Source organism: Myroides sp. ZB35 (genome assembly GCF_001865835.1).
Taxonomy (GTDB): domain Bacteria; phylum Bacteroidota; class Bacteroidia; order Flavobacteriales; family Flavobacteriaceae; genus Flavobacterium; species Flavobacterium odoratimimum.
Genome location: NZ_CP017769.1, coordinates 1,472,656 through 1,491,158 on the forward strand (window position 1 = coordinate 1,472,656; position 18,503 = coordinate 1,491,158).

Annotated in this window: 20 protein-coding genes; 11 read left to right on the forward strand and 9 right to left on the reverse strand. The window is 35.0% G+C overall.

Features of this window, described 5'->3' with window-relative positions; genetic code table 11:
- Positions 1–2: 2 nt before the first annotated feature.
- The 7 genes from BK054_RS06660 (at position 3) to BK054_RS06690 (ending at position 6,130) form a co-directional block, all read left to right on the forward strand.
- Positions 3–992 (forward strand): aspartate-semialdehyde dehydrogenase, encoded by a 990-nt coding sequence (locus BK054_RS06660; protein ID WP_006257647.1) that lies wholly within the window; start codon positions 3–5, stop codon positions 990–992.
- Between the two features lie 195 nt (positions 993–1,187).
- A complete protein-coding gene (locus BK054_RS06665) occupies positions 1,188–1,847 on the forward strand; it encodes a response regulator (RefSeq protein ID WP_006262614.1) in 660 nt (219 codons plus the stop codon).
- A gap of 151 nt (positions 1,848–1,998) precedes the next feature.
- Positions 1,999–3,417 carry an MBL fold metallo-hydrolase gene (locus BK054_RS06670; protein ID WP_071307119.1) on the forward strand — a complete coding sequence of 473 codons (1,419 nt, stop codon included), beginning with the start codon at positions 1,999–2,001 and terminating at the stop codon, positions 3,415–3,417.
- Between the two features lie 161 nt (positions 3,418–3,578).
- Positions 3,579–4,430, forward strand: coding sequence for a prephenate dehydrogenase (locus tag BK054_RS06675; protein WP_071307120.1), 852 nt, complete (start codon positions 3,579–3,581; stop codon positions 4,428–4,430).
- Between the two features lie 63 nt (positions 4,431–4,493).
- Positions 4,494–4,781, forward strand: a complete 288-nt coding sequence (locus tag BK054_RS06680) for a Dabb family protein (RefSeq protein WP_071307121.1) — start codon at positions 4,494–4,496, stop codon at positions 4,779–4,781.
- Positions 4,782–4,965: 184 nt separating this feature from the next.
- Positions 4,966–5,748, forward strand: coding sequence for a hypothetical protein (locus BK054_RS06685; RefSeq protein WP_156860085.1), 783 nt, complete (start codon positions 4,966–4,968; stop codon positions 5,746–5,748).
- Positions 5,714–6,130, forward strand: coding sequence for a hypothetical protein (locus BK054_RS06690; RefSeq protein ID WP_071307123.1), 417 nt, complete (start codon positions 5,714–5,716; stop codon positions 6,128–6,130). Before BK054_RS06685 ends, BK054_RS06690 begins: the two co-directional genes overlap by 35 nt.
- A 46-nt stretch (positions 6,131–6,176) precedes the next feature.
- On the opposite strand, the gene BK054_RS06695 is transcribed toward BK054_RS06690, so the two are convergent.
- The 4 genes from BK054_RS06695 to BK054_RS06710 all read right to left on the reverse strand — a co-directional run bounded on the left by BK054_RS06695 (position 6,177) and on the right by BK054_RS06710 (position 9,966).
- Positions 6,177–6,887 (reverse strand): hypothetical protein, encoded by a 711-nt coding sequence (locus BK054_RS06695; RefSeq protein WP_156860086.1) that lies wholly within the window; start codon positions 6,885–6,887, stop codon positions 6,177–6,179.
- Positions 6,888–6,996: 109 nt separating this feature from the next.
- Positions 6,997–8,025: an asparaginase gene (locus tag BK054_RS06700; protein WP_025124465.1), complete on the reverse strand. Its 1,029-nt coding sequence runs from the start codon at positions 8,023–8,025 to the stop codon at positions 6,997–6,999.
- Positions 8,015–9,151: a 1-acyl-sn-glycerol-3-phosphate acyltransferase gene (locus tag BK054_RS06705; RefSeq protein WP_071307125.1), complete on the reverse strand. Its 1,137-nt coding sequence runs from the start codon at positions 9,149–9,151 to the stop codon at positions 8,015–8,017. Before BK054_RS06705 ends, BK054_RS06700 begins: the two co-directional genes overlap by 11 nt.
- A 44-nt stretch (positions 9,152–9,195) precedes the next feature.
- Entirely contained in the window at positions 9,196–9,966 is a 771-nt protein-coding gene (locus tag BK054_RS06710; protein WP_071307126.1) for a TatD family hydrolase, read from the reverse strand.
- Between the two features lie 80 nt (positions 9,967–10,046).
- Between BK054_RS06710 and BK054_RS06715 the strand changes: the two genes are divergently transcribed.
- Positions 10,047–10,484, forward strand: a complete 438-nt coding sequence (locus tag BK054_RS06715) for a retropepsin-like aspartic protease (RefSeq protein WP_006262622.1) — start codon at positions 10,047–10,049, stop codon at positions 10,482–10,484.
- Between the two features lie 2 nt (positions 10,485–10,486).
- Here BK054_RS06715 and BK054_RS06720 read toward each other — a convergent pair whose 3' ends face one another.
- Positions 10,487–11,062, reverse strand: a complete 576-nt coding sequence (locus BK054_RS06720; RefSeq protein WP_036471107.1) for a DUF3109 family protein — start codon at positions 11,060–11,062, stop codon at positions 10,487–10,489.
- Positions 11,063–11,446: 384 nt separating this feature from the next.
- Here BK054_RS06720 and BK054_RS18565 point away from each other — a divergent pair, with 384 nt between their 5' ends.
- Both BK054_RS18565 and BK054_RS06730 read left to right on the forward strand, forming a co-directional pair.
- Positions 11,447–11,641, forward strand: coding sequence for a hypothetical protein (locus BK054_RS18565; RefSeq protein ID WP_006260500.1), 195 nt, complete (start codon positions 11,447–11,449; stop codon positions 11,639–11,641).
- A 5-nt stretch (positions 11,642–11,646) separates the two neighbouring features.
- Positions 11,647–12,261, forward strand: a complete 615-nt coding sequence (locus BK054_RS06730) for an FAD-dependent oxidoreductase (RefSeq protein WP_071307127.1) — start codon at positions 11,647–11,649, stop codon at positions 12,259–12,261.
- Positions 12,262–12,326: 65 nt separating this feature from the next.
- Here the strand turns inward: BK054_RS06730 and BK054_RS06735 are convergent, their stop codons facing one another.
- The 4 genes from BK054_RS06735 to BK054_RS06750 all read right to left on the reverse strand — a co-directional run bounded on the left by BK054_RS06735 (position 12,327) and on the right by BK054_RS06750 (position 17,523).
- A complete protein-coding gene (locus BK054_RS06735; protein WP_025125708.1) occupies positions 12,327–13,292 on the reverse strand; it encodes a PCMD domain-containing protein in 966 nt (321 codons plus the stop codon).
- A gap of 11 nt (positions 13,293–13,303) precedes the next feature.
- Positions 13,304–15,028, reverse strand: coding sequence for a phosphoethanolamine transferase (locus BK054_RS06740; protein ID WP_071307128.1), 1,725 nt, complete (start codon positions 15,026–15,028; stop codon positions 13,304–13,306).
- Positions 15,029–15,036: 8 nt separating this feature from the next.
- Positions 15,037–16,209, reverse strand: a complete 1,173-nt coding sequence (locus BK054_RS06745; RefSeq protein ID WP_071307129.1) for a BamA/TamA family outer membrane protein — start codon at positions 16,207–16,209, stop codon at positions 15,037–15,039.
- Between the two features lie 123 nt (positions 16,210–16,332).
- Complete coding sequence (locus tag BK054_RS06750; RefSeq protein ID WP_006257631.1) at positions 16,333–17,523, reverse strand: aromatic amino acid transporter; 1,191 nt, start codon at positions 17,521–17,523, stop codon at positions 16,333–16,335.
- 543 nt (positions 17,524–18,066) lie between these two features.
- Between BK054_RS06750 and BK054_RS06755 the strand changes: the two genes are divergently transcribed.
- A complete protein-coding gene (locus tag BK054_RS06755) occupies positions 18,067–18,441 on the forward strand; it encodes a hypothetical protein (RefSeq protein WP_071307130.1) in 375 nt (124 codons plus the stop codon).
- Positions 18,442–18,503: the final 62 nt, after the last annotated feature.

The window sequence follows — 18,503 nt, forward strand, 5'->3', positions numbered from 1 at the left end:
AAATGAAAATCGCAGTAGTAGGCGCTACCGGTATGGTAGGTGAAATCATGCTAAAAGTATTAGCGGAGAGAAATTTTCCTGTAACAGAATTAATTCCTGTGGCTTCTGAGAAGTCTGTAGGTAAGGAAGTGGAATTTAAGGGTAAGAAGTATACCATAAAGTCCATGGAAGAAGCTGTTATGATGAAGCCGGATATTGCTTTATTTTCAGCAGGAGGAAGTATTTCTCTAGAGTGTGCACCGAAGTTCGCTGAGGTAGGTACTACAGTTATAGATAATTCGTCGGCATGGAGAATGGATCCAACGAAGAAGTTAATCGTACCAGAGATTAATGCTGATTCTTTGACTAAAGAAGATAAAATTATTGCTAACCCTAACTGTTCTACTATTCAGTTAGTGATGGCATTATCTCCTTTACACAAACAATACGGGATTAAGAGAGTGGTAGTATCAACGTATCAGTCTATTACTGGTACAGGTGTGAAAGCTGTAAAACAGTTAGAGAATGAGTATAAGGATGTAAAAGGGGATATGGCTTATAATTATCCTATTCACCGTAACGCTATCCCTCACTGTGATGTGTTCGAAGATAATGGATACACTAAAGAGGAGATGAAGTTAGTCAAAGAAACGAAGAAGATTCTTAGAGATGATACTGTATTAGTAACGGCTACAGCTGTGCGTATCCCTGTAGTGGGAGGCCATAGTGAGACTGTGAATATAGAGTTTGAAAAAGACTTTGATTTAGGAGATATTAGACAGATTCTTCACCAGACTCCTGGTATCACTGTACAAGATAATACAGATACAAATACATACCCAATGCCACTATATGCAGAGGGGAAAGACGATGTGTTCGTAGGGCGTATCAGAAGAGATGAGAGCCAAAAAAACACTGTGAATATGTGGATCGTAGCAGATAACCTTAGAAAAGGAGCTGCAACAAATACAGTACAGATTGCGGAGTACCTAGTGGCTAATAAGCTTGTATAATCTATTAAAATAAAGATATATAAAGCATCAAGTGTATTACTTGGTGCTTTTTTTGTATATTGAATCTTATCATTTTGTACTTTTATGTAGATTGTTGATATTTTGTGTATAAAAAGTTGTAACTTATCACAAATAAGTATTTTTATACTAGTTTAATGTTTAAATTTGTAGTATGATTCTCAAAACTCGATTATTATGTGCAGAATACTGTTAGTAGATGACCATCCTCTTATCGTAGAAGGATATGTATTGGCTCTCTCTAAAGATAAATTAGGACTCGGAGAGGTTGTCTTTGAAAAGTCATTTGACTGTTTGACTGCTAAAGAAACTATAGATGCTGCCGTTGAACGAGGTGATTTATTTGATCTTGCTATTGTTGACTTTTCTTTACCAAGTAAGGAAGGAGCACTACTAAGAGATGGAGGAGATATAGTAGCCTATATAAAGAAAGAAATGCCTTACTGTAAGACCATCATCTTGACTGGTCATACAGAAGTGATAACGATTTACAATATCGTTAAAAACATTAGGCCTGATGGGTTAGTAAGCAAGCATGAGATTACACCTGATAACTTATTAGATATCGTTAAACGCGTATTAACAGGCGATCGTTATCAGAGTGATATCGTGAAGCACTGCTTAAATGAAATAGTAAGAAAGGAAGTAATGTATGATGATTACAATAGAGAGATTCTAGTATTGTTATCTAAAGGATATAAATTACAAGAATTAGAAAATCATATTCCTCTCTCTAATCCTGCTATCAAAAAAAGATTAGCAAAGATGAAGCATGTATTCGAAGTGTCAGATACCGCTAATCTAATACAACTGGTACTAAAAGAAGGTTTCGTATAAGAAATAAAAAAGCACTCTGTATGGAGTGCTTTTTGTTTATTAAAGGGTATCGTTCTTTTATTTTTATCTGTAATTATTTGGATCTATGATATTTGTCATTTTTTTACTAAGTGATCAATAGTACTTTTAATCTCGAAAAAAAAAGTAAGATATGAAAATAGAACAGATATATACAGGCTGTATTGCACATGCTGCTTATTATGTAGAGAGTAATGGTGAGGCAGCTATATTTGACCCTCTTCGAGATGTAGAGCCTTATCTAGAAAGAGCTAAAAGTGATGATGCAGTAATTAAGTATGTATTCGAAACACACTTTCATGCAGACTTTGTGAGTGGACACCTTGATATTATGGAGAAGACAGGAGCTAAGATTGTCTTCGGACCTACTGCAGCTCCTAGTTATGAGGCTGTTATAGCAGAAGATAATCAAGTGTTTAAGCTAGGGGATATTCAGATAAAAGTATTACATACTCCGGGGCATACGATGGAGAGTAGTACTTATCTTATTATAGATGAAGAGGGCAAAGAGCACGCTATTATTAGTGGAGATACACTATTCATCGGAGATGTAGGTCGTCCTGACCTAGTGCAATTAGTCAAATCTGAGATTACAGAAGAAATTTTGGCTAGGCATTTATTCCAATCACTTCGCAATAAAATCATGGTACTACCAGATGAGGTAATCGTGTATCCTAATCATGGTGCAGGGTCTGCCTGTGGTAAGAATATGAGTAAGGAAACTGTAGATACCTTAGGTAATCAGAAGAAGACTAACTATGCGCTACGTGCTGATATGACAGAAGATGAGTTCGTAGTAGAGTTATTAACAGGATTAGCAACACCACCTCAGTATTTCCCGAAAAATGTGTTGATGAATATCACAGGGTACGAGCAGCTAGATACAATCTTAGATAGAGGTAAAACACCGATGAGTATAGAGGCTGTGAAGGAACAGATGAAGAAGAAAGAAGTGATTCTGTTAGATACACGTATGCCACAGGCGTTCTCAGAGGGCTTTGTACCTAGTAGTATTAATATCGGATTAAACGGTCAGTTCGCTGTTTGGGTAGGTGAGTTGATAAAAGATATAAAAGCACCTATTGTTTTAATCACGGAGCCAGGGAAAGAAGAGGAGAGTATGATTCGTCTATCACGTGTGGGGTATGATAATACGATAGGGTACCTGGAAGGCGGAATAGAAGCTTGGAAGAATGCAGGTGAGCCTATTCATACTATTACTCGTGTAACGCCTCAAGAGATGGATAGACTGTATCTAGAGGATAAAGGAGTATTGTTAGACGTACGTAAGATAAATGAGTTTAGATCAGAGCATTTAGAAGATTCGGTGAGTCTTCCTCTGAATGAATTAGAAGATAAAATAGATGTGATGTCAAAAGAGAAGAAATATATCATCTACTGTGCTGGAGGGTATAGAAGTATGATGGCTGCATCGATATTATATAAGTATGGAATTACGAATCTAGTGGATGTGTTAGGGGGATACAACGCAATAAGTAAGGAGAGTACACTAGACCATACAGACTTTGTGTGTCCTACATCTATGTTATAACTGTAGTAACATTGTTCTCAATATCGGTTATAAAGGTTAGTTAGTTTAGGTGTTGATCAAACACAAACGAGAACAAAAGTTAGAAAAGTTTAAAAAAAGGGAAGAAATTATGCTGAAACAAAGTAGGTATTTATAGCTTTGTTTATCATAATAGACGTAATATGGCAAAAATAGTAGGATTAGTAGGTGTAGGACTAATCGGAGGATCTATTGTTTTAGATCTAAAAGAAAAAGGGTTTGTAACGAAGGTATTGGCTTCAGATTTATCTGAGCGCAATGCTAGTAAGGCATTAGAACTACGTATCGCAGATGAGATCGTAGAACTAGATACTTTAATAGAGAAATCAGATATTATCATTATAGCGACACCTGTGAACGCGAGTGTAAAACTGGTGTCATATGTGTTAGACAGAATAGGAGATGGGCAGTATGTAATGGACGTGGGATCTACGAAGTCTTTATTAGATAAAGAGATAGAAGGACATAACAGAAGAGGACAATTCGTAGCTACACATCCGATGGCAGGTACAGAGTTTAGTGGACCTGAAGCTGCGTTTAAAGGATTGTTTAAAGATAGGGTAGCGATCATCTGTAATCCAGAGAAGTCTAATCCTAAGGCATTAAATGCAATCTCTGAACTGTATTATCACTTAGAGATGCGCATGATCTTAATGGATGCTGACTCGCACGATGAACATGTGGGGTATGTGTCTCATCTATCTCATGCGATATCTTATGCGCTAGCAGTAGCGGTCTTAGACAAAGAGAAAGATGACACAGCTATCTTTAATTTAGCTGCAGGAGGATTTGCTTCTACAGTTAGATTAGCGAAGAGTTCTGTAGATATGTGGTTGCCTATCTTTGAACAGAATGCAGAACATGTATTGCCGATTTTAGATACATATCTAGAGAAGTTAACTCAGTTCAAGACATATTTAGAAGCAGGTGATACTAAGGGGTTAACTGGTTTTATAGCTGAGGCTAATCGCATAAAGGATAAATTGAAAAAATAAGTAGATAGTGCTTGATATAAAGCAGTTTTGATTAACTTGTTAGTTCAATAAAAAATAGAGATTATGATTACACATATAGTGATGTGGAGGCTGAAAGATGAAAATAAGGAAGCCAATAAATTAGAAATAAAACGACTATTAGAAGATTTAAAAGGAAAGATAGAGGTACTAGAGTCTATCGCTGTATCATTTAATGATCCTCAAGCAGACCCTAAAAACTTTGAAGTGATTTTACATACAACATTTAAGAACCTTCAAGACTTAGATATTTATGCAAAACACCCTGAGCATCTAAAAGTAGTTGATTTTATTAAATCAGTAGTAACAGAGAGAGTAGCCATAGACTACTAGTAATGTATAATAGTACAGCTTTTTTTGTATAAAAAGTTAGTTATTTAGTTATCGATTTTAGTTTAAAAGCAGTTTGTCCAATGTGATAAGCTGCTTTTTTTGTTTTAAGTAAGTACTCTTAGTGATCACCAATTAGCATATAATGATTATTTTTAACAAAATATTGTTTTTCAAAAGCTATAAGATGAATAAAATTGTATTGTCATTATTGAAAGTAGTATTAACGTTGGTTGGAAGTACTTTCTTTTTAATGAGTTGTAAGAAAGATAAAAGTAATGTAGTAGAAGAAGCTGTTTTATGGGATAGTATAAAGAAAACAGAGGCAGCATTGTATAAAGAACAAATGCAGTTAGATTCATTAGATATATCTAAATTATTATCAAGTAATTACCCCACTTATTCTGCTTTTATGGATGGAATGGAGGTTCAAATACCTTTTTTGTATGATTATGAAGAAGTTAAATTAGGAAATAATGTCTCTTTTTGGGACATAGGAGATATTTCTATTAAAGACAGAGAACACCCCTATTACAGATTCAGCAGTAATTTGACTGACGAAACAGCCATGTCTCCAATTATTAGTATGGTTTTTTTTGAGTATAAAGATGGTGATTATTTGAAAATGAATGATGTATTGGCATATTATAGAAAGTTCGTTGATATAATCTATTATTATGATACTGATAGTCTTATTTATGTATTGGATGGCAATGTTTATTGTTTTTACTTTAGGTATTTAGAGAAGGAGAAGAAGTACGTTCTTTTTCATGGGAAGGATGGTTTTATTTATAGTAATGAGTCATATAAAAAGAAATTAGAATATGTAATTAATTATCTTAGAATACCAAAAACATTGTTTAAAAAGAAGAATCAAGAAGAATTTTCTGTATGGAGTGATTATACAACTATATTAAGTCCTACATTATTAAAAATTGCAGAAGAACAGAGGAAAAAAGGTTGTAGATAATTTTGATAATAATATTTATACTTATGGAGATTTTTACAATGTATTTAAAGAAACGAAAGGCTTGAATGAGGCTTGGAAAGAATATCAGAAACAAAATTTAAATGATGAATTTGTTTTGAGAACTGATGATTTTAAAGATGGTGTTCAAGGTAATTATGTAAATAAGCAAGTAAAAGCAACTTTAAAGTTTAAATCTGATAGAGTTATTATATATAGTTATACAGATGTGTTTTTAACAACTGGCTTTATGATGAAGACTTCTATTGATAAAGAAGGGATGTATGTTGTTGATAAGTTGTTTAATGAATATGACAAAAATCTAACAGAAGGCCATGCGATGTTCTACCTACGTATGCTAGAGAGTATCCCTGGACTAAAATAATATGATAAAACAAAAGCTCTTAGAGATTCTCTAAGAGCTTTTGTTTTTAATCTTGCATAAATGCACCTATAGGGATGATAACCATACCTGATACGTTATAGCCTTGTACTTTAGTGATAAATAGAGGCATATTCTTAACCTGTTGAAGTATTTTTTCTTCGATAGTTGAAGGAACTTCTAGTAAATACATATTGATAGGTTCTGCTGTACCATCTAGGTTAACACTTAATGTCAGTTTTGCATCAGAAGCTAATTGTATATTTTCTTCATTCAGTATTGAGATGATATTGTGATAAGTCCATTCTACTAGAGCTCTATCTCCTCCAGGGAATACAGGAGCTATAGGTTTGTTGTCTTTAAACTTAGGAGGTAATTCAGCAGGATGTTCTGTTAGATCTCTTACTTCTTTTACCTTCATTAATATCCCTTTATCATTAGGCGTATAGACCTTATGGTGTAGTTTATTGTTTATAAGATCATATTCGATATGATGTAGTTCAGTATCGTTCTTTCTGTAGATACCATTAGTGGTAGTTGTATTCGTAGTTAAATCGCGAACTTCTGCAGGTAGCGCAGTTCTAGATATGTCACCTACTATGATATAGTCTGTTTCTTCAGTTGTATCTGTTTTGATGATTTGCGTATATATTTTGAAAGGATATCCTTGTAAGACAATTTCTTCTCTAAGTTCTTGTTCTTGCGCGTTCATTGAGATAGTTGTGCATACTAAGACTAGTAGTGCTATGATTTGCTTCATATTATGTAAGTTGGATAAGTGATGTGATTATTTTTGTAATAAAATGTGTTACAGATAATCAGTTGTATGAAAAAAGCTCTTAGAGTAGTTCCAAGAGCTTTTAGTATTGTTATTCTTCCATTTCTCCACAGATAGGAGTCTCGAAAGCAGTTTTAAAGTCTGTTAAGTCTTTTTGTTTGAGTAAGAACATCAGCTTAGTGATGGCAGCCTCTGTCGTAATATCTTTACCAGAGATAACACCTATTTCTTTTAGCTCTGTACTTGTCTCATATTTACCCATATGTACACTGCCGCTAGAACACTGAGTAACGTTGATTACTTTAAGTCCTTTTTTAATAGCCTGTCCTAATGTTGTTAAGAACCATGCCTCCGTAGGTGCATTACCAGCGCCATAAGTCTCAAGTACGATTCCTTCTAGATCTTTAATGTTTAGGATAGCCTCTAAGACATTCTGCTGTATGCCAGGGAATATCTTTAGAATCATTACATTACTAGACATCTCTTTGTGTACAAGTAATGGTTCTTGAGTATGTGTATAGTTGAGTAGAGGTTTATTGATACGCAGGTTTACTCCTGATTCTGCTAAATGGGCAATATTAGGAGAGGTAAACGCATTAAATAATTCAGCACTTACTTTAGAAGTTCTATTTCCTCTATATAATTTGTATTCAAAGTATAAACATACCTCCTGAATGACAGGAGTGTTGTTCTCTTGTACAGCAGCTACCTGAATAGCTGTGATAAGGTTTTCTTTAGCATCTGTACGCAAGTCTCCAATAGGAAGCTGAGAACCTGTTAATATAACAGGTTTGCGCAAGTTCTCAAGCATAAAGCTCAGTGCAGATGCTGAGTATGACATCGTATCCGATCCGTGTAGAATAACGAATCCGTCAAACTTATCATAGTTCTCTTCTACTACACTTGCCATCTTCACCCATAAGGCAGGGCTCATATCAGAAGAGTCTATCGGTGTTTCGAATGAATAGGTCTCTATCGAACACTCTAACATGTGTAACTCAGGTATACGCTCTACTAACTGATCAAAATTGAACGCACGTAAAGCACCTGTCTTAAAGTCTTTTACCATACCGATAGTTCCACCAGTATAGATTAAAAGAATAGCAGGACTATTGTTCATCACTCAATTTTAGTTTATTAATAACAGGATTAGCATACATAGCTAAGAAGCCATCTACGATTATTTTGTTCTCTTTATCTACACGTAGTTCAAGACGTCTTTCAAATAATTGCCTCTCCTTTTCTGTGTATTTATCCGCGAACTTATTGCTGTTATGCATGATATCATAAGCAATATAGTTAGTAGGCCATAAGAAATAGTTAGCGATAATAGACTTATCTATTTCTGTAGCTACAGCTTGCATTTGCTTATTAGTCTTATCTACAGTGTTTTTAATATTATCTAATTCTTGGTCTAGAACATCTCCTACATGGATATGAATACCACGCTTTTGACCGATGATTCCACTATATAAGTTGATAAAGTCTTCATTCTTATCTTTGATATATACTTCATCATTCGCTTTAGCCAATAGCTGAGGCATCTTAAGTGCATCCGTAGGATCATATTCATACGAGATAGATACAGGTACTATCTTCACTTTTTTGAAGTAGTCCATTAAGTTAGCCTCATCAGAAGCCATTCCTATCATCTTCAGCACTCCCTGATGAGTTGCATCATTTCCATCTTTAGTACGTCCTTCTCTCTGTGCTATCCACACAGATCTGTTCTCTTCGAATAAAAGATGTTGTATATATTCAGACATTAGTTTAGAACTTTCTAATAGTTCTCTAGGAGGTAATCCACGTTTAACTAAGAAGTTTCTATTTACTTTAGCTAGCGCTAGTAAAAATGATTTCTGCACTAGGTTATCCCCTATAGCAGAGGCTGTCATAACTAATTTATTGTCTTTAAGAGCAACGTTGAGAAGAGAAGTATCCATAAGGATATCTCTATGGTTAGATACGTATAGATAAGCTGTGTCTTGATCTAATTTGTCAAACCCCGAAGTGGTCAAACCATTAGAGCTTTTCTCTAGGATTCGTTGAATAGAGTGGTAAGCAAAATCATCTTGAAATTGTTGAATAGACTTTACTTCCTTTAAGGCATTCATCCATTCCTCTTCCGTTTTATTAGGAAAAGTATATCCCATTAACGCTTTTATCATTGGGTGTTTAGAAATCTGTTGTAAGACTTCGTGTACCTCGTGATCGTGGTAGTGGCGTATAGAATCAAACTTAGACATTAGTGTAATGTATTATTATAAACAAGTTATGTTGTTTTCGTGTTTTAAATTCCAAACACAGCTATTGAATTTGCTGTAGTTTGTTTTGCTATCTCTTCTAGAGACAGCGCGTAAATATCGGCTAATTTTTCTGCAATATTCACGATATATGCACTTTCATTTCTTTTTCCTCTAAAAGGAACAGGTGCAAGGTACGGAGAATCAGTTTCTAATACGATATGCTCCAGTGGTATTTTGTTTAAAAACTGATCTATTTTACCATTTTTAAACGTTGCTACCCCACCTATACCTAGCTTTAGGTTATAAGAAATAGCTTTTAGCGCTTGTTCTTCTGTACCTGTGAAGCAGTGGAATATCCCTCTAAGGCCTTCTCCTTTTTCTCGTTCTAGTACTTCGAACACTTCGTCAAAAGCATCTCGACAGTGTATATTAATAGGCAATTTATATTTCTTTGCCAATTGAATTTGATATTGAAAAGCTTCTTGCTGTATGGCTAAAGTACTTTTATCCCAATACAGGTCAATGCCTATCTCTCCTATAGCGTAATAAGTACGTCGTTCGAGTTCACGCTCTACATAAGCCAACTCTTCTTTATACGTCTCTAGTTTTACATCAGTAGGATGTAGTCCCATCATAAGAAATACATTATTAGGGAACTCTTGCTCTAGTTCAAACATTGCATTGCTATAGCTTGAATCTATCGCTGGTATAAAAAAACGCGTAACTCCACTAGATATTGCACGATTTATTGTTTCTTTACGATCTTCTGCAAAAGCATCTGAGTATAAATGTGTATGCGTGTCAGTAAATATCATTCTAATATTGTATTTTTCTATAATGTTAGATTAATGCTACAAAAGTACCTTTTAAAAAGAATTTAAACTACATTTGATTGATGGAAAACATGAAAGATATATTAAAAAAGGGAGGATATAAGAAAATTAAGTTTAAAATATCTAAAACGAACCACCTTTTTGTCAAAGCTAAAATCAATGGAATACTAGGGGACTTTATCCTAGACACAGGAGCATCTAATAGCTGTATTGATTTTAGTCATATAGACCATTTTAATATTATTCCTGAGAATTCGTCTACAAAAGCCTCAGGAGCAGGGGCTAATGGAATGCATACCCAAGTAGCCTATCATAATCATTTACAAATGAGCCGTTGGCATAACAAGAATTTTAACCTAGTAATTATAGATTTAACTCATGTCAATGTTGCCTTAATAGAGTATAAAGTAAAGACTGTACACGGGATTATTGGCTCAGATGTATTACTACAAGGGAATGCAATTATTGATTATAAAGAGCAAGTGCTCTATATACAATAAATCTATTGTCTTGATTTACTCCACTCTTCTGCTACTAGTTCTAATTCTTTATACCAGTCTTCACCATATTTTCTGATTAGAGGGGCTTTTAAGAACTTATATACAGGTACGCTTAACTCTTGACCTAGGGTACAAGCATCACTACAGATATGCCATTTGTGATAGTTCACAGCAGAGAAAGAAGAGAACTCTTTGATACGTATAGGATATAAGTGACATGAGATTGGCTTTTTCCAGTCGATTAGACCTTCGTTATACGCTTTCTCTATTCCACATAGTGCCATTTCATTTTCGTAGATTACATAAGCACATTCTCCCCCTTCTATTAGAGGAGTTTCATACTCATCATCATCACCATATACAGATGTACCTTGTTCTTCTATTGCCTTAATACCTTCAGGACGTAAGAAAGGTTTTACTTTATCATATACAGCTCTAAGTATCTCTACTTCATCATCTTCTACAGGCGCTCCTGCATCTCCGTCTATACAGCATTCCCCTTTACAAGCCGAAAGGTTACATACGAATTCTTTTTCTAGAACTTCTTCTGATACGATTGTTTTTCCTATTTGAAACATCTGAATATAATAATTAATTGGCTGCAAAATTACAAATCTTTATGTAATAAAGAGTAACACCCTTTAGATTAACCTTTTTCACTAAGTAATTTAGGATGAATATAAAGTTCATAATATAAGATAGTTGTACCAGATCAGTAGAATAGTGTTAATTACGCTATTATTTTACATGTTAATGTTTTTTAGATTATTTCATTGTAGCGCTTATATCTATGATGTGTGATTCAAGAATAGTGATGAGTTCTTGATAAAAATAGTGAAAAACCACGTTTTATGACTTTTATATCTCGTTGTTAAAATATATAGTGGTAATGTTAAAGGATTGTCCGAGTGGTGGTTTTTTTGTACTTTCGGATGGTAAAATCAAATTCTTTATCATTCGAAATGAAAATTTTTAGTTACATAGTTATAGCATTTGTTGCGGCATTGATTGTATTAAATATCACAATGTTAGATTTTAATAACCTATTCCAAGGGGATAGTCTAATCGCATTAATTGGTATTGTAGCATTGCTTTGTGCAGTATGCATCTTATTGATTTACCGTACATCTAAAATGATAAACGATAAAACAAAATAAGACCTATGGAAGTATTCGATGTACTAATCATAGGGGGAGGTGTATCAGGAGTTTCTTGTGCGCAAGTTATTGGTAGTGCTGTAAAGAAATCTTTTGTAACAGATAAGAAAGTAGGTATTATTATGCATCAGAAGAGCTCAATGCTTCAAGATGCTATCTTCTATAATGCTTATGGTATAAAACAAGGGACTTTAGGAAAAGACCTATTAGAACAGTCTATAGAAGACTTAAATTACTACAACCACATTGACCAAATCACAGGTGAGAAGGTTATTTCTGTACAGAAGAGAGATGGAGTATTTGAAGTCAAGACGAATAAGGAAGTATACTATGCTTCACTTGTAGTAGTAGCTATTAATTCTAGCCCTACTTTTGAAGTAGAAGGATTAATGGAATATGTAATACCACATAAGAAGTCACTAGCAGCTAAGAATAGAATCCAGTTGAGAAACGAGGATCACTTAGTAACAGAAGGAGTTTATGTGGCAGGAACATTAGCAGGACATAGGAGTCAGTTAGCAATAGCTGCTGGTAGTGGAGCTGCTGTAGCTACAGACATTCTGACTTTGTGGAACGGAGGAATAGAAACTCATAGCCACGATAGTACTAGAGTGAAGTAATAAGATAAAAAAAAGAGGTAGTTTAATCTGGATTAAACTACCTCTTTTTTTTGTATTGATATTTTTTAATAAACCAATCCTACGTTATCTATCCATAAACGACTATCCGTATTACCGATATACGCACCACCATTACTAGAAGAGAATTGTACGATTAGGTGAGTTACCTCGTCATCTGCAGTACCCCAACCTTCTTCTATGATCGGCACCATCTTACCTTTGCTATTTCTAGTGTAGTATGCATTGCTACCTGTTCTAAGTGCCATATGTGCACCATAGTAACTCTGCTTCGTGATATCGCCATAGTTTACAGTTAGACGGTGTTTGTTTTGCCACGTTTTTACAGACTTATCCATCAGTTCCCATCCCGTACCTATACGTTTAGCATGTACATTACCATCTTTGTCTTCCCATCTCTTTTGTAGTAGAATCTGTATCTCGGCCTTGTCATTTCGCTTAGCATCAGTTCCGCTTCCCATACCATTCACACGTTTAGAAGGACCACCAGTAGTTACTTTATAGTCGAACTGTAGTGCTTTAGGCTTTTTAGTAAAAGGAATACCTGTTACTAGTTTACTTTGAGGGTTTTTAGTATCTGTGATAGGTTCTATCATTTCCCCTAAGAAGATTGTTCCACTAGCGAGTACATTGATATTAATTACTCCTAGTACTTTCACTTTCTCTATACGAGTCTCTAAACGAGCAGCGTACCCATTATCTCTTTTTTCTGGAAATACAGTTACACTCCCTTTCGTTATACCGCTTACAGTAGCTAGTACAGATGAGGTCGCCCATGGAGACTTTTTATTCTTATAAGGCGTATTGTCCTTTAGTGTATCTTTTGTTTCAGTGATTTCGTATAGGTATTGTGTATTACCTCCGATGATAAACGATTCTTTAACTTCGCGTACCATCCAGTGATCCATATTACCTAGTTTTATAGACTCTACTTTCTCACTTTGCGCCGTAGCTAGCAGCGGCATAGCACACATGGCTAGTGCTAGTATCTTTAGTTTAGTTTTGTGTATCATTGTTTTGTTGTTTATTCTTTAATATTATTCTTTTTCAGCATTTCGAAATCTTCTTTCTTCAAGTTCATTTTAGTATAAGGAACAGCGATATCGTGGTCATTTAAGTACATACGAGCTTCTGCATTAAAAGCTCTATTGACTAACGATAAGTCCTTTTCTAGATAAGAAGTACGAATATGTGCTGCATTAATCATCGTATGGAATACTGCATTCGTAGAGATAGGCTTATTTTTATTCTCTTGTACCGCAGTGATTCTCTTTTCATTGTTATCAATATACTCATCTGAGAACCACATTAAAAATGGTATTCTTAGCTGATAGTAGGTTGGGCTTGGCGAAGCGTGTAAGAACCTGTTTCTATCATCGTCGAATAAGTCCTCTCCATGATCAGAAGTATATAGCATAGCTACCTCTTCATTCGTCTGTTTCAGGGCTTCTATCGTTTTAGATAAGAAGTGATCTGTGTATAAGATAGAGTTGTCATACGCATTGACTAGGTGTTCTTTCTCAGACTTCTTTACACCACCTATCTCATCAGGAGTGAACTGTCTGAAGTTCTCAGGGTAGCGCTCCATATACTTAAAGTGTGACCCATAGGTATGTAATAAGATGAATAGATCTCCAGTAGTCTCCTGTATGTGTTTTTGCATTAAGTCTACCAACTCTTCGTCATAGTGATTCTCCGTCATACGGGTATGGCTATCAGTAGTACGTATCGTCTTATAGATATCTGCTTCTTTAGTGAAGTATTCTATAAACGAAGAGTTCTCTGCCTGATTAGACAGCGATATCGTGGTAAAGCCAGCTTCTTTAAACGCGTGTACAATACCTTTTTTGACATAGATAGAATTATAGTTTTCTGCCTCTGCTTCTGATAAGATGATCGAGACACTCTTATGTGTCGTATTCGATTGCGTTAACGCATCTTTAAACACGACCAAGTTCTTTTCATTCTTTAGCTTCGGATTGGTTTCGCGATCATATCCATACAGAGACCAGTTATCAGCTCTACTCGTCTCACCTATGATTAGTACATATATCTGTCTTTTATCAGTAGAGATGCTGTCTCTAGTAGCTTTAAAGGTAAAGTCTTTAGAGGTCTCAGGGTATCGATTGACCTTATCCCATTTATTCACTGCGAACCCTAAGTTGTGTAACGCATTGATAGGATACACATCTTGGTTAAAGGCAAATGTACCTGTGTTCTTATTCGCACTGAAGAATGATAATACTAGTGATGCTATTAATAACAGTACTGCAGGTAATAGAGTCTGTCTTCTAAAGCTCCAGTCTAAGAAGTTCTTTCTCTTCCACTGAAGTATAGCGAATACGATAGGTGGAATGTATAAGAAACACACAAAGGCGATAGAAGGCAATAGACTACCTAGTAGTTCATTTATTTCTGAAGTATTCGTAGTTGCTACGTTTAGAAACATATCTGCGGCTATCACATCTTCTCCGAATAGGTAGAATAACACGATCTGGAAAGCGTGCAAAAACAGGAATGGAAAGCATAGTAGTAACCAGGCTCCCGAATTTTTAAACGAAGAGAATATTGTCATGAACAACCCTAAAGGAAACAGTATGACTACGATTTTTCCAATTAGATTCACGGGTTGTGTACAGACAAAATAAATGCTCGGAACCATATTGACAGCAATATAGAACCAAAACAAGGCAATCGGGTTATTTATGATTCTACTAAAGAATCCTTTTTTATTTAATTGTTCAGTCATTTTATCCCTTAAAACGATTCATAGATATTAAAATAGAATCCACTCTGTCCTTTACCAAAACCATAGTCAAGACGTACGTTCACTCTATTTTTAAACTCCCATCTATATCCTATACCATAGGTTGGTAAGGTGTGGCTCCAGTCAAACTTGTCCATATTCTCGAACACATTACCTGCACCACCCCATACTGCTACACCATGTCGGTTATGTATTTTTTGTCTTAGCTCTACCTGTGTATTGATCTGTTTTCTATCTCGATATTGCCCACTGTAGTACCCTCTCATCTGTCTAGCTCCTCCTAGCTTAGAAAGCATTGTCCATGGCACTTCACCATTGTTAAACTCTCCGTTTAGGTCGAAGGCTATTAGACCATCTTTCCACACCTGCTGGTATGCACGTGCTGTAAAGTTAATCTTTCCGAAGTGCTTATTACTTCCCAGTGTTTTCGGGAAAAAAGTCTGTTCATATTGGATAAAGATTCCTTTACTCGGGTTAGGGATAAAGTCTCTACTATCGTATGACGCGATAAATCCTCCTCCGATAGCCGTATCTTTAGAGTCTGTATCAGGTCTCACCTCCATATCTCTGAAGTTTCTACTCTGAATATTCTGAGCAGAAAAGACTAATCCTACATACGTATTCGGCAACACTTTTCTCAATACATCAAATTTCAAGCCTAAGTGATATTCATCGTACTTCACATAGTCTCCTTGGCTACCTGCCTCATATCCTATACCATAGTATTTACTAGGCATATATTTAAATGCCATATCGTAGTGAAATCGGTAATCATCATTAGGAAATATCGTCGTGTTCTCTACTCCGATAGCGAAGAATCCACTTGTCGTAAAGTTAGTATAAATAGCGAGATCAGATGGGGGTAAGTCTAGGTTCTCTTTATCTACTCTGTATAGTCCAGAAGCGACTATCCCTAGTCCTAGTTTAGTATCTACAGAGTAGCTCGGCCCACCTATGAATGAAAGGTCAAATTTGCTCTGTGATTTATCTTTCTTAGCTTCTTCAAAATAAGAAACTACACGTTCAAAAAATTTCTGTTTTGCTGCCGTGCTATCCCGTTGCTCTTCATTAGAGATGACTTCTACACTTTGTTGTGCAAAAGATACGGTGTTCGTTATCAGTGTGATAACGAATATTGTTGTTAGTAAGTATTTGTTTATCATATAATAATTTAAGCTTGCAAATTTACGCAATTTCTAGGTCTTTGAATCTCGTAAAGTCCTAAATTAAAATGATACAAAACGTTTCTTAACTAACTTTTAGAAAGTTTATAAAACATTTAGGTTTTAGCTTTTGCTAACGACTAATAGTTGTGCAAATACTATTACTAAAGAAAGTATTAATATAAAACTGATAATGAAATATTGTAACAACGAAATTTTGATTTTGTGAAATCTCATTGCCTTTAAATACAGCACCACAGGAATAACTAATGCTAATATAACACCTGCTATCGCTGCATATCCTAATGCCAAGATAAAACCTTCTGGATAGAAGAGTGCAAATAGTAGTGGCGGTATGAATGTACAGATAGCAGCTAGAGGCTTGATTAATTTTTTTGACTTATTTTTAAACAAATCTTTATAGTAATCTAATAATCCAATACTTACTCCTAAGAAAGAGGTACCTAATGCTGCTGCTGCAAAGAAACTAAATAAAGTCTCTATATACGTAGAGTGCGACAACTCTCGTATACTAAGTAATAACCCTTTTACCTCAGAGTGTTCTTGCAATATCTGCATAAAGACAGTTTGATCTAAAGTTCCTAATATAACGATCTGCCAAACTAAATAAATCACTAAGGGTAGTAAGCTTCCTAGTATAAAGGCTCTTTTTAATAGTTTCTTATTCCCCTCTAGATAATCAACGATACTAGGGATACTTCCATGAAAACCAAAAGAGGTGAATATCGCAGGGATAGACATAATCACTAGACCTTGTGATAAGGGCATGTGAAGTAGATTTGCTCCTTCTATCAGCGGAGTCATAACGATCACTAATAGTGCTAAGAAGATAAGCTTACCTGTAAAAAGAATACGAGTAAACCAATCTACCCATCTCGTCCCAATAATCACAATAGTACTGAATATAGCTGAGAAGATAAGCACAGCTAAGCGGTCGTCTAGATTAGTGTCTAGGAGAAGGTCTATATTCGTCTTTAGGATTGTCCCTCCGCCAGACATATATGCAGCTGTTAGCCCATAGATTAGGAACATAAGACTTAGCCCTGCTATTCTGTTCACAGTGAATCCTGCATACTTTCTAGTCAAGGTATCAAAGCCATCTTTAGGACTATTAAAATCATAAATACGAACCATCAACAATGCTGTATAACACATCGCAAACCAAATGATAAATAACAGTAAAGTAGCCCCTATAAAGCCTACTCCTGCTGATGTGATAGGCATAGCTAACATTCCTCCACCGATAGAAGAACCCGCTATAATTAATATACTACCTAATAGTCTGCTATTCATTATTAATGATTTTTTATGAAAAACAAAGGTAACAAAACACAAACAATAATTTTTGCTTTAAGCTGAACACATTTACACAGTTAGAGATATGGGGTAAACAATAACTGTACAGCTATAGTAGGACGAGACAAACCCTAATTGGACTTATCGCATAGTGGTCGCATAGTTATCGGATACTGCTCGCATAAAAAAGGGCTAAAAGTATGCGATCACTATGGAATCAGTATACTAGTGTTACCTTATTATACTATCGAAGGACTGAAGTGGTTTAATATTGATTACAGTGTTTTAGGAAGGAGGTTGTTTTATTGTTGTTAGAATATTTGATTTTAGTTTATGATTCTGATTTAAAATATGTTATGTATTGAGAAAGCTAGAATTGTAAGAAGTATTGTTTTAGAGTAGGAAAATGAATAAATACCTTGTTTATAAAAGAGATTAATCGAATAAGAATTAGAAAGAGGGTGACTCTCAATATGAACTAATTATTAAATATTATCATTCATATTGTCTATTTCTAGCATTCTTGTCTATATTTGCAGTATGCAAGCAAAGAAAAACATATCAAGAATATTGTTGGTGGTAGCCATTATGTTTACCATCGTTTTTCAGTTTATGCATAGTTTTGAGCATATTGTTTCTTCAGTAGAGTATGAAAAAGAACACAGTACACATGCTCATTTTAATGAAAGTAGAGGAGATCTATCGGATCAACTTACTTTTAAGGAAGCACATAGTCAGCTAGACAAGTGTTTTGTCTGTGATACTATACTTAACCCTGCTATCACTTCAGATGTATTGTCTGTAGAGTTCATTACTTATGATGTAGCCAGATCAGTTCAGGATATTGTATCACTATCTATTATACCTCTTTCTCAGGTATTCTTTTCCCTTAGGGCACCCCCTGTATCAGCATAAATTATTGTTTAAGTCTTTTGCAATCTTTGCAAAGGGATAGATTATTTATGTACAATTAAATT

Bases quoted from the DNA above. Each gene is read 5' to 3' on its own strand.
- BK054_RS06660 (WP_006257647.1), top strand. From the start codon at position 3: ATGAAAATCGCAGTAGTAGGCGCTACCGGTATGGTAGGTGAAATCATG.
- BK054_RS06665 (WP_006262614.1), top strand. From the start codon at position 1,188: ATGTGCAGAATACTGTTAGTAGATGACCATCCTCTTATCGTAGAAGGA.
- BK054_RS06670 (WP_071307119.1), top strand. From the start codon at position 1,999: ATGAAAATAGAACAGATATATACAGGCTGTATTGCACATGCTGCTTAT.
- BK054_RS06675 (WP_071307120.1), top strand. From the start codon at position 3,579: ATGGCAAAAATAGTAGGATTAGTAGGTGTAGGACTAATCGGAGGATCT.
- BK054_RS06680 (WP_071307121.1), top strand. From the start codon at position 4,494: ATGATTACACATATAGTGATGTGGAGGCTGAAAGATGAAAATAAGGAA.
- BK054_RS06685 (WP_156860085.1), top strand. From the start codon at position 4,966: ATGAATAAAATTGTATTGTCATTATTGAAAGTAGTATTAACGTTGGTT.
- BK054_RS06695 (WP_156860086.1), bottom strand. From the start codon at position 6,887: ATGAAGCAAATCATAGCACTACTAGTCTTAGTATGCACAACTATCTCA.
- BK054_RS06700 (WP_025124465.1), bottom strand. From the start codon at position 8,025: ATGAACAATAGTCCTGCTATTCTTTTAATCTATACTGGTGGAACTATC.
- BK054_RS06705 (WP_071307125.1), bottom strand. From the start codon at position 9,151: ATGTCTAAGTTTGATTCTATACGCCACTACCACGATCACGAGGTACAC.
- BK054_RS06710 (WP_071307126.1), bottom strand. From the start codon at position 9,966: ATGATATTTACTGACACGCATACACATTTATACTCAGATGCTTTTGCA.
- BK054_RS06715 (WP_006262622.1), top strand. From the start codon at position 10,047: ATGGAAAACATGAAAGATATATTAAAAAAGGGAGGATATAAGAAAATT.
- BK054_RS06720 (WP_036471107.1), bottom strand. From the start codon at position 11,062: ATGTTTCAAATAGGAAAAACAATCGTATCAGAAGAAGTTCTAGAAAAA.
- BK054_RS18565 (WP_006260500.1), top strand. From the start codon at position 11,447: ATGAAAATTTTTAGTTACATAGTTATAGCATTTGTTGCGGCATTGATT.
- BK054_RS06730 (WP_071307127.1), top strand. From the start codon at position 11,647: ATGGAAGTATTCGATGTACTAATCATAGGGGGAGGTGTATCAGGAGTT.
- BK054_RS06735 (WP_025125708.1), bottom strand. From the start codon at position 13,292: ATGATACACAAAACTAAACTAAAGATACTAGCACTAGCCATGTGTGCT.
- BK054_RS06740 (WP_071307128.1), bottom strand. From the start codon at position 15,028: ATGACTGAACAATTAAATAAAAAAGGATTCTTTAGTAGAATCATAAAT.
- BK054_RS06745 (WP_071307129.1), bottom strand. From the start codon at position 16,209: ATGATAAACAAATACTTACTAACAACAATATTCGTTATCACACTGATA.
- BK054_RS06750 (WP_006257631.1), bottom strand. From the start codon at position 17,523: ATGAATAGCAGACTATTAGGTAGTATATTAATTATAGCGGGTTCTTCT.
- BK054_RS06755 (WP_071307130.1), top strand. From the start codon at position 18,067: ATGCAAGCAAAGAAAAACATATCAAGAATATTGTTGGTGGTAGCCATT.